Source organism: Candidatus Protochlamydia sp. W-9 (assembly GCF_001950615.1).
GTDB lineage: Bacteria > Chlamydiota > Chlamydiia > Chlamydiales > Parachlamydiaceae > Protochlamydia > Protochlamydia amoebophila.
Genome location: NZ_BCPZ01000214.1, coordinates 1 through 14,945, shown reverse-complemented (window position 1 = coordinate 14,945; position 14,945 = coordinate 1). Strand labels below are relative to the sequence as shown.

Below are 14,945 nucleotides of genomic sequence, written 5' to 3'. Positions count from 1 at the left end.
AAAATCTTTAAGTATTAGAATCGTTTAATGGAATTACCCAATCTGAAGAATCAAATGTGAGATTTTGTATCATTACTCTCAAATCATAATTTTTCGATTGTTTACCTTCACGAATAGAAATTGTTGGAGTTAAATCTAGCAGAGGAATCAAAACAAATAATCTTTCTTGCCAATGTAGATGAGGAATTTGCAATGCTTCATCGGAATAAATGATATCTCCATAAAAAAGAATATCGATATCAATGAGGCGAGAAGCCCACTTCGGTTTAGGTGTTTTACCTAATTTCTTTTCAAGCAATTCAATTTTTTTTAGTAAAAACTTCGGATCAAATGAAGTGTGCAATCGGCAAACTAAATTAGTGAAATTGTTTTGATTTTTATCTCCAACGGGTGAGGTTTTATATAATTTCGAAATTTCAAAGGCTTCTTCTGAAAATAGAGCAAGTTCATTAAGAGCTTTTTCTATAGCTTTTAAAGTTTCCTCTTGATTGCCCCCAATTCCTAAATAAACGATTTGCAACAATAGTCCCTGCTTTTCTAAGTTTCAAATTATTCTCTAGCTGATATCCCTCAACTAAAATCTCCTGATTAAACTTAGGTCAATCAATTCACTTAATATTGTTTTTGTGAAAAACACAATTTTAGAGAGACATCAAATAAAAAAAAACCTTTTTAACAAAAAAGTGTTTCGAAGTGATAAATTTTAAATCAATAAATCTTTAAACAAGTATCATTCATTTTAGTTGTTTAATTATTTTTACATTTATATAGTTCATTCTAATTACAATATAAAATTTTGTTTTTGAATTTTTTGAATTTAAATTTTATACTATTTACTAAAGTTGATTTTAACTATGAAAGTTTAGGGAATAGCCGGCGAATGAAAAGCTGTGCTAGTACAAAACCAAACACCCTGGCAATTCAAAGAGAAAACCAAATCAAGCTTAACCATTAAGAATTGGAGTTTTTTATGCTAAAAGCACTGCCACAAGTCTCTACATTACCTATTAGTCTAACTATTGACACGTTAACTGGTTTTGTTTACGGTAAATTATTCCATATCAATGCAGAATTGACAGCCACCATCTTTGGAGTTTATTGCTTAGCCGACAAATTGTTATTTCACTCGATAAATACTTTAATGCGTAATCAAGATAATTTGCGTTCTCATCACATATACATTTTTACTCATTCACTGTGTTTTTCCACTTTAACACTTGTCCTTTCCCGATTAAATCTTATTGGGAAAAAAGGAAATTTCCTCATGGGTTCAATTGGTTTACTTCACATAGGAAAACACTGTTGGCAGATTTATAAAAATTCAGCCGAACTTCAAAGGCAAATTCAAAGACTTCAACAATCTCATTAAATTTTAAATGCAATCAAATCGTCAACAATTTACAAAAAGAAATTACTGAGCAGTCGAAAATTCTTGAAAATAACAAGCCTTCAAGTTAACATTTTAGGTTTTATTGCAATTGGCTAGAATAAGCCTTCGATAAACCTTTCTGGACTGATAGCTCAGTGGATAGAGCACCCGCCTTCTAAGCGGGTGGTCGTAGGTTCGAATCCTACTCGGTCCGATTTGACTCAAAAGAAAATTACAATGACTAAATCATTAGAAAGTCTCCCATCTACCGACTCAGCCTTCCCAAGCTCATCTTGTTTTTCTTTATGTCATATCTCACAGGCGCAAACTTTTCCTGATATTCAAACTTTGATTGACTCCTTTCGCTCAACTGAGTTTCTCAATTTGAGCTTTAGGCACCGCTTCAGAATGATCAACAAAATCCTTTGTGATTTGATTAATCAAGCGCCTATGCAATCTTTCCTTCTTAGTGCTATTTTAGATTTTATGGAGCGTGTTAATCGAGAAAAAATTCTCAGTGAATCATTAACAATGAATACCTTCGAATTTTGGCTCAACAACTTCTCTGAGTTAAGCGATGAAGAAAACTATGCAATTCGTGCTAAGATCGTTGGAAAATGGGTTCCTAGGAGCGATTATCAAGCCTTTTTTCCCATAGGAATGGATAAAAGCTATAATGGAACACATTTCATAGCTGCTCATTTATCCCCTGACGTAGATACCATGATAGCCTCTTTTTGGGGTTGGGTTGATGCTTTTGCCTCTAGAGTTACTAGAGGGCTCCATCAATGGTGCTTACCTGGAGGTCCTCCCGATTCCCCTATTTCATCAATTGTTAGTGAAATGTTTGGAGAAGGTTTATTTAATTGTCTGGCTCGTACCGCTCAAACAATCACTTTGACAGCCATAGATCTCGTATCCCAAAAAGACTTTATTAAAGAAGCAAAAGAAACTTTAACGGGTTATATTGATCATGAAACTAAGGAAAAAGCAATTATCTTAATTGATGAAAACGGACATTATTTAGGTGATTGGCAAAGCTCTGATGTAGAAACTGTTCGCCAAATTATTATTCTATTTAAATTTTGTTTGAGATGGTTTAAAAATAATCTACACGCTAAACTCATTTCCCTTTTTGCTAAAACAAACCTTTCGGTTATCGATTTTCCGCTATTTAATTCTTCAGTTTTTGATGTGAAAATTAAAGATTGTGAACCTGTCCAGGAATTTAACGAAAAACAAAAAAACGATTTGCATGATTTTTTTTACAAAATTTTACATGTCAAAAAAGGGCTTAGCGGAACTTTTGATGATTTAATTCAAGCACTTAATTTTTTATCTGTCTCAGAATTCTTGCATTTTCAGCATAGTATCCAATCTCTTCCAAAAAGCTCTATTTTCGATGAACAAGGCAAGCTTAAAGAAGATCGCCCTAAAATTTTCCTTAAATTAGAACAAATTATTAATCAGCTTGATGCTGCTATTCAAAATGTATGCAATTATGTTGAGCGTCTTGATATCAGCTTAGGTATCAAGCATAAAGTATTAGGATCTTCTCTCCTTTATGTTAATCTAAGAAGCGACATCGATGAAATACGTCACAAAATGCAGAGCCATGACTTTATCACTGTCGTTATTCCCGAAAAAGATGGGTCTTTGTTTCCCGTTGGTGTTATTAGAGCAACAGATTTACGAATGACCGGCCTTGGAACTATTACTTTAAGAGATTTTTGTAATTTGGAAGAAGTCAAAATGGCTTCCTATCTAGAAGTAATCAGTGTTGTTGATCACCACAAAAGCTCGCTAAAAACTTTATCTGTTCCTACAGCATTAATTGGAGATACTCAGTCTTGTAACGTTTTGATTGCTGAACAAGCCTTTCTTATTAATGATCGCTATAGTTTAGGTGGAATGACAGCGCAAGCCATTGATAACCAGATTCAAAAACTTGCTCTTTCAACAGGTAATTCTAGCCAAATTCGTATTCTGCAACGCCTTCTGCAACGTCGGTTAGTCACTTACCAAACCAATCAATTTTTTGTTCATCCTCAACGGGAATTTCAAGAATATTTATGCTATCTTCACGCAATTTTAGATGATACAGATCTTTTGACAAAAGTTTCAAACCGAGATTTGTTTTGCATTGCCCAACTTCTCAACCGTCTAAAATCTTTATCCATGGGCTATGAAACAGAGATTATTCATTTTGATGACATTCCCCTTGATAAAAAATTCACAAAAATAGCCGCGCAACGAATTCTCCAACAACAAGATATGTATCAATTTTATAAGAAGATTTATGACCTCAGAGAATCTTCTGTTCAAAAAAACTTACAGCTCTGTGTGGAAGGGTACTATTCTAACATCTTTTTAGATGCTAAAGAACAAAATGGTTGTGCACGGGTTGGACAAACAAAAATGTTTGCGTTTAATTTTCCTTTCTTCCTTGAACATGCTCAAAGTATCCGCTCAACTTGGTTGAATAAATCTAGGGAAATTAATCGGGATAAACCAAATATTGATTTACATCTGCATATGATCAGTACTATTGCGAGTTCCGAAGAAGTTTATCGCAATCAAATCGGCCCGTATTCTCATCAAGATGAACTTTGGTTTTGGATTCCAAATACGCTTCAAGCAAGTGATCATTTAAATTTTTTTCTAACAGGCTTTCAAACAGTTGTTAAAAGCTTTGTAGAAAACATGTCAGTAGAATTCTTAGGACCTAATGCTCAAAATTATCAAATCATTTTTTCCTCTCATTTCCCTCATATTCCTCAGAAAATTGTGAACGAATCTCAGACAGGAATGTCATTAGCGATTCTAAGATTTAAAGCGGGAGCACTAAATTCTCGAAAATCGATGGTTACACCCTTTTTACCTCGTTTAACCTAATTCTTCTTTTAATCAAAAATTAAAATGTTATTTCCTAATTTCAAAACAGATTTTTAGTCGTTTATAGGGCGCTAAAATAAAATTAGTGACAGATTAGGAATAACGTACCAAGATGAAAACTCTCTAGGAAAAACTAATCATCTTCAAATTTAGTTTAGATTATGTAAAAATTGAGCGAGATAAGTGAATACTATTTGTCAGAAATATAGCTGTAATTAATACAGTAAGACTATTTCTGACAAATAGCATAAGAAATAAGTTTGCTTATTTCTTACATGCTTAAATAGAAATTATTCAGGTCTAGAATTTTCTTCTAAGATTTCCAAATTAACGCGAATACCATTGCGACTTGCAACAGACATCAATAGAGTACGGATCGCATTAATGGTCTTACCTTTTTTCCCTATAATCTTTCCAATATCAGACTTTTCGACTGATAATTCGATAATCAGTGTTTGTGTACCGCCGATTTCATTAATCTTTACCTTATCTGGATGATCGACCAAATTCTTAACTATATATGCTACAAATTCTTTCATAATTCGATCCTTTGCAAATATGAAACGTTGATAACATTCGACGTCGTATGCAATAAAACATAATTGTCTCTTAATTTGACAATAGCGAATTATTCTATAATTTTCTAGAAAAAACCATCAAAAGTTTTTTTTTATTTTACTTTCTCTATATAAAATATTTTATAAGCATTTATTCACTTGTTAAACAAGTGAAATGGTAGATAAAAAGCAAAAAATTTTTAAATCATGCTTTCCGCCGATTCAATGAATCTAGGATAAAAGTAACAGGACCATCGTTTGTTAATGAAACTTGCATCTGAGCCCCAAACTGTCCTGTTTTGACATGGGGAGCTTCTTTTTTTAATTCATCAATAAATTGTTTGTAAAGAGAAAGAGCTATTGGAGGAGAAGCAGCTTGGATAAAGTCGGGTCTTCGACCATTTAAACAATTTCCGTATAAAGTAAATTGACTGACCACTAATATTTCTCCTTCACATTCTTTTACATTTCTATTCATCTTTCCATTTTCATCGTTAAAAATGCGTAAATGAACTAGCTTATCCACAGACCATAAAATCTGCTCTAAGTTATCTTGATGGTGAATTCCTAGCAATAACATTAAACCAGGGCCAATTGCACTAAACAGGTTATCATCAATATAAACTTGCGCTTGTAACACACGTTGAATAACTAACTTCACCTCATATCTATCTCTCCTATTCAACATCTCGAATATATGGAGATTTAGGGTCTATTTTTTTAATCAATCGAACCATTTCCGGAGGAGGTGGAGTACAAAATTCTAGATTTTCTAGCGAAATGGGGTGTTGAAAACGCAATACCGCTGCATGAAGAAGTTGATGTGGAACAGAGTAATATTGATTTAAAGAAATTTGACCATACAAGGGGTCTCCTAGAATAGGAGACCCTCTATACTTCATATGCACACGAATTTGATGGGTGCGACCCGTGGCAATCTCAATTTGCACAAAGCTCAACTTATCACTCCATCCAAGTGTTTTGCAAAAACTAATGGCAGGTTTACCAGTCGGAATAACAGCCATTTGTTTACGATGTATAGGATGCCTACCAATAGGTGCTTGTATTTCTCCATCTGCTGGTCGTCCAATACAAATAGCTAGGTAAGCTTTATAGACTTTTCTAGAGGCAAATAATTCAATGAGTTTTTGCTGCGTCTCAAGCGTTTTAGCTGCCACTAATAGTCCTGAAGTGCCTTTATCTAACCGATGAACAATGCCAGGACGTATAGTGTCTGGTAAAAGCGGTAACTTCTGACAATAATAAAGTAGAGCGTTCACAAAAGTACCTGACCAATTACCAGGTGCTGGATGAACGACCATTCCGGCTGGTTTGTTAATGACAAGAAGATGTTCATCCTCGTAAAGAATAGATAAAGGAATATTTTCTGGCATTAAGTTTGATTCAGGAGATGCGACGAATTGCACTTCAACTTCATCCCCTTCTTGCAATAATGTCCTTTTTTTGACAGCAATCCCATTGACTAATATCAAATGCTTATCAATCAAAAATTGGAAATAGGTACGAGAGTATTTAGCATTAAAACGTCTAGCTAAAACTTTATCTAAGCGTTCTCCCACCTCATCTTCAGATATGATTAAGAGATCAACTTCTTCTCCATAAGAATTTGCCATAAAAATACTTTTTCTTTAAGAAGAACATTCGGTCTGATGAATTGCTAAAACTACTAAGGACTGCTCATGATAGGAATAATCGCTCACTAATCGCTTAAGTAAACTGAAAATATGATTTTGTATAAATTCTAATTTTTCCAATTCAACCGAATGCCCGACATTTTTGCCTAAATAAATCTTTTCTTGATAAGTGATTTGTTGCAAATATTCCCCTTCAATTTCTTGAATGAATAAGTTGCGAACTGGTTCTGAAATCTGGAGCAATTGATAAAAGTAAGCTTCTGAAATAGGAAATGCTAAAAATAATTGGTAATCAAACATAAGCTTATTCTAAAGAAGAATTGACTTTAGCTAAAGTTAAAATTCATTTTTATCCGCTACGATTTAGCCACTATGTAGGTCAAAAAGGAATTTATTTGAAATTGAAAATATTTGCATATTCAATGTGATTGATTGTCAAAAATTATTTTAACTAAAAAGTAAATCGCTATTATGTGAACTTATAACCCTCACTAGCGATTCAACAAAGCAATGTAGAATAGTTTGATTCTATCATGATAGAGTATAAAATAAGAAAACTATCCCCCTTTTGCACGTTCGGTTGCCTCTCGCCACATCTCTTTCAATTTTTCTTGGTGTGCTTTCATTTTATTACAAATCTCAGTTGCTATTGACAACATCATTTTATCATAAACTTCAGGAGCCATTTCTTTGAAGGCAGCCAAACTTTTGACTTCCGAACTAGACTTTAATGTTCCATTTGGAGAATTTGTTGCTGCTGGATCTTGCACATTTACGCTTGCTGAATCAACAGCTCCAACTGAACTAACATTTTCTTGAGACATACAGACCTACTTTGATAATTGGCCAGAAATCCCTGGTCTTTACTTTTATAATATCAAAATAATTTATATTACACAATATGGCAAATAAATTAATTAAAAAAATAAAACTAATCCACAATAAATTCGCGTATCGTTGTTTCTATTAAATCAAATGAATATCCTTTACGCATCAAAGCTGTCACAACTTTTTGTTTTATCACAAAATCCCTTAAATTTTGATGCTGATAGCGAGTTCGAAGTAATGTGAGAATTCCATTTTTTTCTTGATCTGATTGATTCCATTCTTGTTTAATTTGTTCTAAACTCTCTCTCGTTAACCCTTTTGTTTGAAGTTTAACAAGAATGGATCGGAAACTATGTTTTTTTTGATGACTACGCATAAATGAAGAAATCCAATCCTCATCATTCAAATACCCTGCTATTTTACATTCTTGAATTACTTTTTGTATGGTTACAGGTTGAACAAGTTTATCTTTAAGTAATTTTTGTAGCTGTTCTGAGTGATAAGATTGATTAGATAGACGCCAAATAACGTAATTTCTAGTTCGTTTGTATTCCCATTGATCAAATATTCCTTTCCAATCAGAGAGCTGTAAACAAGTAGGTAAAATGGGTTTTTTCCCGAAAATAGATGAATGGATATCTCGCTCTTGCTCTTCATTAATATAAAGGGTAAAAAGTTCTTTACGCCATTCATGAGGTTTAACTTCAATCTTTAAAGGCAATTGCAAAACTAAATACCTCGTTTTTTAATTTTCTTTCTCGTATTTATCCAAGCACAATAAACTAAAGGGCCGTAACTCCTTCAAAGAGCTTTATAAAGATCAAAACACATTGCAATGGCTTATTTGGCAATAATAACTTTTTTGACTTCCCGGTTTGATATGCGAATACCTTTGGCTGTCACCCCTTTTACCGCTATATTATCGATTTGAAATTGCATTTTTGAAATAGTTTGACGAGGTTTTGGAATAAATTGTAATTCTAAAGAAACTCCAGGTTGTGTAGAAATAAATTCCAAAGTTGTTCCTTCTTCCAAATAGCGGTAATATTTATCTAAAATGAATTTTTCGACAATAAAACGTTTTGCATAAACATAGTGAGTTTCGGGATCTCGATAAACGACGTTAATAATTGTCTTTTTATCTGCTATACCTACATAAACAACTTTATTCCCCTTATGATGGACATATTGTTTTTCAGGAATATTGATGATTTGATAAGTTCCGTCCTTGAATATCACAAGTAATTTATCAAAATTTGTACACTCAATTGTATAGTTGCTAGTGACTTTAGTCCCTATAAATCCAGTTGTAGGATCAAAACAGACAGTAATTTGCCTTGTTTCCATCGCACGAGTATCGACTTGCTGGATTTCTTGAATTTCTGTTTTGCGCTTATGTTCGCTTGCAAATTTTTTAATCAAACTATTGAGATAACGAATGGCAACTTTAATGATATTTTTCAGGTCTTTTTCAACACGCGTCAATTGCTCCTGGTGAGATAAAATCTCCTCTTGACTTTTCGCTAAGTCAAATCGCGTAATACGACGAATGGGAATGCTGAGTAAACGTTCTCTATCTTGTTCTGTAGGAATTCTTAAAAGTTGAGAATGAAAAGGGATTAAACTTGCAGCAATCGTCACATGAACTTCTTCGTAAGAAGTTAAATCTTCAATTCGCTTATAAAGCCGATTTTCAATAAATATTTGCTCCAAAGTTTTTTCGAAGATTTTTTCGTTTAAATGATCGCGTTCTAATTCTAGTTCTCTTTGTAAATATTCTTGAAGTTTTTCTGTATGCAACCGTAAGATAGAATCGACATCTGTTTCCCAGGGATAATTGTCTTTGATCACCACAATTTGTGAATGTAGGGTAACTTGGCATTCAGTATATGCATATAAAGCTTCTAATAAATCTTGAGCATATTGCCCACGTGGAAGCTTAATTTCAATTTCAACTTTTTCTGCTGTATAATCATTGATGGCATCAATTTTAATTTTACCTTTTTTAGCAGCTTCATCAATTGATCGAATTAGAGATTCTGTTGTGGTTCCATAACAAATTTCAGTAATAACCAAAGACTTAGCATCCCTTACCTCAATTTTTGCTCGCAAACGAACTTTTCCTTTTCCTTTATTGTAGTCAGAAGCATCCATAATGCCGCCTGTTGGAAAATCAGGGAGAATAGAAAAAGGTTTGCCTTCTAATATGGCAATTTCTGCTTCTAAAAGTTCTAAAAAATTGTGAGGGAAAATATGAGTAGACATACCTACAGCAATTCCATCAGCACCTTGTAATAGAACAACGGGGATTTTGGCTGGAAGACAAGTAGGTTCTTGATGCCTGCCATCATATGAGGAAATTGTAGAGGTCAAATCAGCATTAAATAAAGTTTCTTTTGCTAAAGGTGTTAAACGAGTCTCAATATAACGAGCTGCTGCGGCAGGATCTCCTGTAAATAAATTACCAAAATTTCCTTGCTGATCTAACAAATAGCCTTTATTAGCAATATTAATAAGTGCCTCGGTAATTGGCGCATCTCCATGAGGATGTAGAGACATTGTCTGACCTGCTACATTTGCTACTTTATGAAGCTTGCCATCATGCATGAGCCAAAGAGTATAGAGAATACGTCGTTGTACGGGCTTTAGCCCATCAATAACATTAGGAATTGCCCTATCCAAAATGACATAAGAGGCATATTTAATATAATGACGTTGCATCAATTGCTTAATATCTTCCATGCGCTATTCCTAATAACTTGATATCTTGATCAAAGAGTTCATCTCATGCTTAATTTATATATTTTTTAAAAATTCGCTTGCTATACAGGAGCTATTTCATCTTCGTTAATAAGGTTTTGCATGATAAATTGTTTCCGCTCTGGGGTATTTTTCCCCATATAAAACTGCAAAGTAGATTTAATATCAGAAAAAGAATGGATTGTAACAGGGATTAAGCGAATATCCTTCCCTATAAATTGCTTAAATTCTGAGGGGGAAATTTCTCCAAGACCTTTAAAACGAGTAATTTCTACTTGTTTTTTTAATTTAACAACCGCTTTATTTTTTTCTTCTTCATTATAGCAATAAATTGTTTGCACTTTATTACGTACTTTAAATAAAGGAGTTTCTAAAATATATAAGTGCCCGTTTAAAACAAGTCCTTCAAAATAGGTTAAAAAGAAAGTTATCATTAGATTACGAATATGCATTCCGTCGACATCTGCATCTGTTGCCAAAATGACTTTATTATAACGAAGTTTTTCAATCTCATCTTCAATATTCAGAGCATTCATTAAATTGAACATTTCTTCATTTTTATAGAGTTGATCGAGCTTCATGCCAAATACATTTAAAGGTTTACCTCTTAAAGAATAAACTGCCTGTATTAATGGATCTCGAGAAGCCACAACCGAAGCACTAGCCGAATCCCCTTCTGTTAGAAAAATCATTGTGTTTTCACTATGTACCGATCGATCTTGATAATGATACTTTGAATCTCTCAATTTGGGAATTTTGAACGAAATTTTCTTTTGCTTTTCCTTTGCTTCTTTTTTAACAGAAGCCAGTTCTTTGCGGAGCTTCTCATTAAAAACAATTCGTTCAACTAAGCGATTCGCAACATCGGGGTGTTTATGCAACAAATTTACAACAGCTTCTTTAACTTCTTGGACAATAGGAGCGCGTAATTCGTTATTACCTAGCTTATTTTTAGTCTGCGATTCAAAGATTGGATCTTTCACTTTTACAAGTATGGTTCCCACAATTCCTTCTCGTACATCTACTCCTTGAAAATTTTTCTTAGTAAACTCATTTACTCCCTTTAAAATCCCTTCTCGAAATGCTGAAAGATGAGTTCCTCCATCAGACGTATATTGACCATTGACAAATGAAAAATAACTTTCTCCATAACTGTGGGTGTGTAAAAAAGCCAATTCTAAAAATTTACCACGATAATGAATAGGCTCATATAATCTATCTTCTGTGACTTCCGCATTTAAAAGGTCTAGCAATCCATATTTAGATTGAATCTCTTCCCCATTAAATTGAAGAATTAGACCCGTATTTAAATAGGCATAATGCCAAATACGTTTTAAAATATATTCTCTTTGAAAACGATATTTTTTGAAAATTTCTGGATCAGGAATAAATTCCACATAGGTGCCATTTTCTTCCTTTGTCTTTCCTTTCTTCTCTTGTTTCAACAATCCTTGAGAAAAATGTGCTTCAACAAATTCTCCATCTCGATAACTTTTAACAACAAAATGACTAGAAAGGGCATTAACGGCTTTAGTTCCCACTCCATTAAGCCCTACAGAGAACTGGAAAACATCGTCATTATATTTAGCACCCGTATTAATCTGGCTGACACATTCTACTACTTTGCCAAGTGGAATTCCTCTTCCAAAGTCTCGAACAGAGACGCGACTGAGATTTTCATCTAACTCAATAATGATTTTTTTTCCGTGCTTCATAATAAATTCGTCGACGCTATTATCAACAACTTCTTTAAGCATAATATAAATTCCGTCGTCAGGATTAGCTCCATCACCTAACCGACCAATATACATGCCAGAGCGCAAGCGGATGTGAGCTAGCGCATCTAACGTTTTGACTGTACTTTCATCATAGTTTTTTGCCATATATAATCATCTTTTAGTTTGTGAACAAAAAATTTAGACGATTCAACAATTGAAAATCTAGTTTTTTAGCAATTAATTTTAAGGGTTGCCAAATTTATAACGTGAGTTTATAGAGAGGTTTGTTAATTTTGGCTTAGAAGTCTTTGAGCTTTCACATTGCCCAAAAACTCATTTTTCAGGTTTACTTAGCCATTACAAAATAATACCGTAGGATATAGCTTTATGCATTCAGTATTTACAGATCAAACAATTTTAATCACGGGTGGATCAGGTAGTTTTGGTCGAGCTTTAACTAAGAAAATTTTAAAAGAAAACAGTTGCCGCAAAGTCATTATCTTTAGTCGAGATGAATGGAAACAGTGGGAGATGCGACGAAGTGACCCTCTTTTTGACCATCCTAAAATTCGCTATTTTTTAGGAGATGTTCGTGATTCTCAAAGGCTTGCACGTGCTTTTAGAGATGTTACAATGATTGTCCATGCAGCGGCACTAAAACAGGTTCCTGCTGCTGAATATAATCCTTCAGAATTTATTAAAACTAATGTCATAGGAGCCATGAATGTCATTGACGCAGCGATCAATTGTGGCATTCAAAAAGTAATTGCTCTTTCCACAGATAAAGCTGTTAATCCAATCAATTTATACGGAGCAACTAAACTCTGTTCAGATAAACTATTTCTAGCTGGTAATTCTTATGTTGGTGCACAAGGTTATCCCATTTTTTCAGTGGTTCGGTATGGTAATGTCGCCGCCAGTCGAGGTAGTATTCTTCCTTTTTGGCAAAAGTTAATCGAACAAGGAGCCAAATCCTTACCTATAACAGATGAGCGAATGACTCGTTTCTGGATCACCTTGGAACAATCAGTCGACTTTGTCACTAACTGCTTTTATAAAATGAGAGGAGGGGAAATTTTTGTTCCTAAAATTCCAAGCGTTAAAATTGTCGATTTAGCTGAAGCTTTAGCTCCTGGCTTAACCAAAGAAATTTGCGGTATTCGGCCAGGAGAAAAGCTCCATGAATTAATGGTCAGTTCTGATGATGTCCGCCATACAGTAGAATTTGAACGTTATTATTTAATCGCACCGGAACCCATTTCTGAAACAGATGAACGCATTCCTTCTAATCATAAAAGTTGCCCCATCAGGGGAAAACCAGTTCACCCTGATTTCATTTATGCATCACATACAAATTCTGAATGGCTAACAGTTGAACAAATCCAACAATTCATTAAAAGCTCTCCACTTATATAAAAGCGAAAATTTTTTAGCTCTAAACCATTTTAAGTAGAGAGTTTCATTGAATCATAATAAATGAAAAGAAATTTCAAAATTAAAGTTTTGTCTAATCAAAATTCAACCTTCGGGCAATACCCCCTGAAATCGGCCCGCCACCGCCACCATTGCAATTAAATCCTCCTTGACTAACCAAAGTTTTTAAAATTTTGATGGCGGTTTTTTCTGCCTCACCAATGGTTGAAACAATTGCATATTCATCTAATTCGTCAAGTTTCATTTCACTCAAATCATGTAATATAGGTAAAAATCCAAAACTAAACCCCTCGGGATTCTGTCCCATGGCTGGATGTAGTGCTCCATCTTTCTCTTCCGGATCATATTGATCGCTAAAAGGAAAAAAGGTTTGAGCTTGATAACCATGTTGTCTAATACGGGTATGTGGATTATTCCCTGTCGTGTAGCCAATATAACGTTTTTCAGTTCCTATTTCTTTAATGGAATATAAAATCCCTTGAACTTTATCAGCGATTGAAAGCATCTTTTTATAAGTTTCTTGATCAATTTCAGGTCTAATAGAAGTGTCAATTACTCTAAAAAGAAACCTTTTTTCTGGAGTTAAAAGAAGGGGATTTTTTGGAATTGCATAAATTGCTGATTCTTCTTCTGAATGAGTTAAGCCACCCCCTCCTCCGTTTCGCTGATTATAGAGAGGTTTTTTGCTTTTAATAAAACCTGCCTCAAACGTATCTAAATTTTCCCCTTCTTTTAAAATATATAAAATAGCCACTTCAAAATGAGTAGGATTGTTTTGAACTGCAGTAATAAATTTCTTTTTACTTTGATTGGATGGTTTAACACTTTTATTAAATTTAGTTTTGTAATGATTCATCCGAGAAGAAAAAGAAGTTCCTGTTTTCCCTATTAAAGCAATTTCATCAGTTGTATGATTTCTAAATATGTAAATCAATTTTTTGATTTTTTTAGCATTTGCATTAATCGAAAAATTTATCTTATTATTTCCATCGATTTTAATAGGAAACCATTCTTTTGGTTTTTGCTGCTCAAAAAAATCGCTATCTAAACTTACAGGTTCAAATTCTTGTAAGGCTGCAGAAATTGAATAATCAATAGTTGATTCATTACCTTCTAACGAATAATCAATTGAAGCTTCATCAAATTTAGATTCTACGAACATCCTTTCAGTCGATTCTGATTCCTCACTTTCAAAAAATCTAATCGGTGAATAATCAACAGCTGATTCATTAACTTCTGGCGAATAATCAATTGAAGTTTCATCAAATTTAAATTCAGTGAACATCCTTTCAGTCGATTCTGATTCCTTACTTTCAGAAACTCTAATCGGTGAATAATTAACAGTTAATTCATTAACTTCTGACGAATAATCAATTGAAGTTTCATCAAATTTAAATTCAGTGAACATCTTTTCAGACGATTCTGATTCCTTACTTCCAGAAAATTTAATCGGTGAATAATTAACAGTTAATTGACTGTCTAGAAAACAAATATTTAAAACTTGGCTATTCTTTCCATCAAATTTGTTATCGACATGTTCCTTTGTCGTATCTTCGCACAAATGGGGAATGTTTGCCATTTTTGATAAACTTGTAAGATTCAAAGAAGATTTTCTTTTAGTTACAAGTTTTTTTTTTCTTTTAGATAGAAAATCTGTCGGAATACTTCTTTCATTAAAGACCCTTCTTTTAAATATTTGTGTTTTAGATGAAATATCTTTTTCTCTTAC

Annotated in this window: 13 protein-coding genes and 1 tRNA gene; 4 read left to right on the top strand and 10 right to left on the bottom strand. The window is 33.5% G+C overall.

Annotated elements, in window-relative coordinates; translation table 11 throughout:
- Positions 1-7: 7 nt before the first annotated feature.
- Positions 8-523, bottom strand: a complete 516-nt coding sequence (folK, locus tag BU804_RS06605) for a 2-amino-4-hydroxy-6-hydroxymethyldihydropteridine diphosphokinase (protein WP_075883466.1) — start codon at positions 521-523, stop codon at positions 8-10.
- 447 nt (positions 524-970) lie between these two features.
- Between folK and BU804_RS06600 the strand changes: the two genes are divergently transcribed.
- From BU804_RS06600 to BU804_RS06590, 3 genes are all read left to right on the top strand, one after another.
- On the top strand, positions 971-1,369 hold the full coding sequence (locus tag BU804_RS06600) for a hypothetical protein (protein WP_075883465.1): 399 nt from the start codon (positions 971-973) through the stop codon (positions 1,367-1,369).
- Positions 1,370-1,510: 141 nt separating this feature from the next.
- A tRNA-Arg gene (locus BU804_RS06595) sits at positions 1,511-1,583 on the top strand.
- A 23-nt stretch (positions 1,584-1,606) separates the two neighbouring features.
- A complete protein-coding gene (locus tag BU804_RS06590) occupies positions 1,607-4,264 on the top strand; it encodes a hypothetical protein (protein WP_075883464.1) in 2,658 nt (885 codons plus the stop codon).
- 290 nt (positions 4,265-4,554) lie between these two features.
- Here the strand turns inward: BU804_RS06590 and BU804_RS06585 are convergent, their stop codons facing one another.
- From BU804_RS06585 to BU804_RS06550, 8 genes are all read right to left on the bottom strand, one after another.
- Entirely contained in the window at positions 4,555-4,803 is a 249-nt protein-coding gene (locus BU804_RS06585; RefSeq protein ID WP_011174907.1) for a KH domain-containing protein, read from the bottom strand.
- A gap of 223 nt (positions 4,804-5,026) precedes the next feature.
- A complete protein-coding gene (gene dtd, locus BU804_RS06580; protein ID WP_039356640.1) occupies positions 5,027-5,482 on the bottom strand; it encodes a D-aminoacyl-tRNA deacylase in 456 nt (151 codons plus the stop codon).
- A gap of 16 nt (positions 5,483-5,498) precedes the next feature.
- Positions 5,499-6,455, bottom strand: coding sequence for an RluA family pseudouridine synthase (locus BU804_RS06575; protein ID WP_075883463.1), 957 nt, complete (start codon positions 6,453-6,455; stop codon positions 5,499-5,501).
- A 15-nt stretch (positions 6,456-6,470) separates the two neighbouring features.
- Positions 6,471-6,776, bottom strand: a complete 306-nt coding sequence (locus tag BU804_RS06570) for a hypothetical protein (RefSeq protein WP_075883462.1) — start codon at positions 6,774-6,776, stop codon at positions 6,471-6,473.
- A gap of 257 nt (positions 6,777-7,033) precedes the next feature.
- A complete protein-coding gene (locus BU804_RS06565; RefSeq protein WP_075883461.1) occupies positions 7,034-7,300 on the bottom strand; it encodes a hypothetical protein in 267 nt (88 codons plus the stop codon).
- A 107-nt stretch (positions 7,301-7,407) separates the two neighbouring features.
- Positions 7,408-8,031, bottom strand: coding sequence for a regulatory protein RecX (locus tag BU804_RS06560; protein WP_075883460.1), 624 nt, complete (start codon positions 8,029-8,031; stop codon positions 7,408-7,410).
- Positions 8,032-8,144: 113 nt separating this feature from the next.
- The gene (locus tag BU804_RS06555; protein WP_075883459.1) at positions 8,145-10,046 is read right to left on the bottom strand and encodes a DNA topoisomerase IV subunit A; all 1,902 of its coding nucleotides are present in this window, start codon (positions 10,044-10,046) and stop codon (positions 8,145-8,147) included.
- 80 nt (positions 10,047-10,126) lie between these two features.
- A complete protein-coding gene (locus BU804_RS06550; RefSeq protein ID WP_075883458.1) occupies positions 10,127-11,947 on the bottom strand; it encodes a DNA topoisomerase IV subunit B in 1,821 nt (606 codons plus the stop codon).
- A gap of 222 nt (positions 11,948-12,169) precedes the next feature.
- Between BU804_RS06550 and pseB the strand changes: the two genes are divergently transcribed.
- Complete coding sequence (gene pseB / locus BU804_RS06545) at positions 12,170-13,198, top strand: UDP-N-acetylglucosamine 4,6-dehydratase (inverting) (RefSeq protein ID WP_011174899.1); 1,029 nt, start codon at positions 12,170-12,172, stop codon at positions 13,196-13,198.
- 91 nt (positions 13,199-13,289) lie between these two features.
- Here the strand turns inward: pseB and BU804_RS06540 are convergent.
- A partial coding sequence (locus BU804_RS06540; RefSeq protein ID WP_226996153.1) for a hypothetical protein occupies positions 13,290-14,945 on the bottom strand: 1,656 nt, incomplete at its 5' end.

Excerpts from the sequence above, each read along its gene's own strand:
- BU804_RS06600 (WP_075883465.1), top strand. The coding sequence starts at position 971 with ATGCTAAAAGCACTGCCACAAGTCTCTACATTACCTATTAGTCTAACT.
- BU804_RS06590 (WP_075883464.1), top strand. The coding sequence starts at position 1,607 with ATGACTAAATCATTAGAAAGTCTCCCATCTACCGACTCAGCCTTCCCA.
- BU804_RS06585 (WP_011174907.1), bottom strand. The coding sequence starts at position 4,803 with ATGAAAGAATTTGTAGCATATATAGTTAAGAATTTGGTCGATCATCCA.
- BU804_RS06575 (WP_075883463.1), bottom strand. The coding sequence starts at position 6,455 with ATGGCAAATTCTTATGGAGAAGAAGTTGATCTCTTAATCATATCTGAA.
- BU804_RS06570 (WP_075883462.1), bottom strand. The coding sequence starts at position 6,776 with ATGTTTGATTACCAATTATTTTTAGCATTTCCTATTTCAGAAGCTTAC.
- BU804_RS06565 (WP_075883461.1), bottom strand. The coding sequence starts at position 7,300 with ATGTCTCAAGAAAATGTTAGTTCAGTTGGAGCTGTTGATTCAGCAAGC.
- BU804_RS06555 (WP_075883459.1), bottom strand. The coding sequence starts at position 10,046 with ATGGAAGATATTAAGCAATTGATGCAACGTCATTATATTAAATATGCC.
- BU804_RS06550 (WP_075883458.1), bottom strand. The coding sequence starts at position 11,947 with ATGGCAAAAAACTATGATGAAAGTACAGTCAAAACGTTAGATGCGCTA.
- pseB (WP_011174899.1), top strand. The coding sequence starts at position 12,170 with ATGCATTCAGTATTTACAGATCAAACAATTTTAATCACGGGTGGATCA.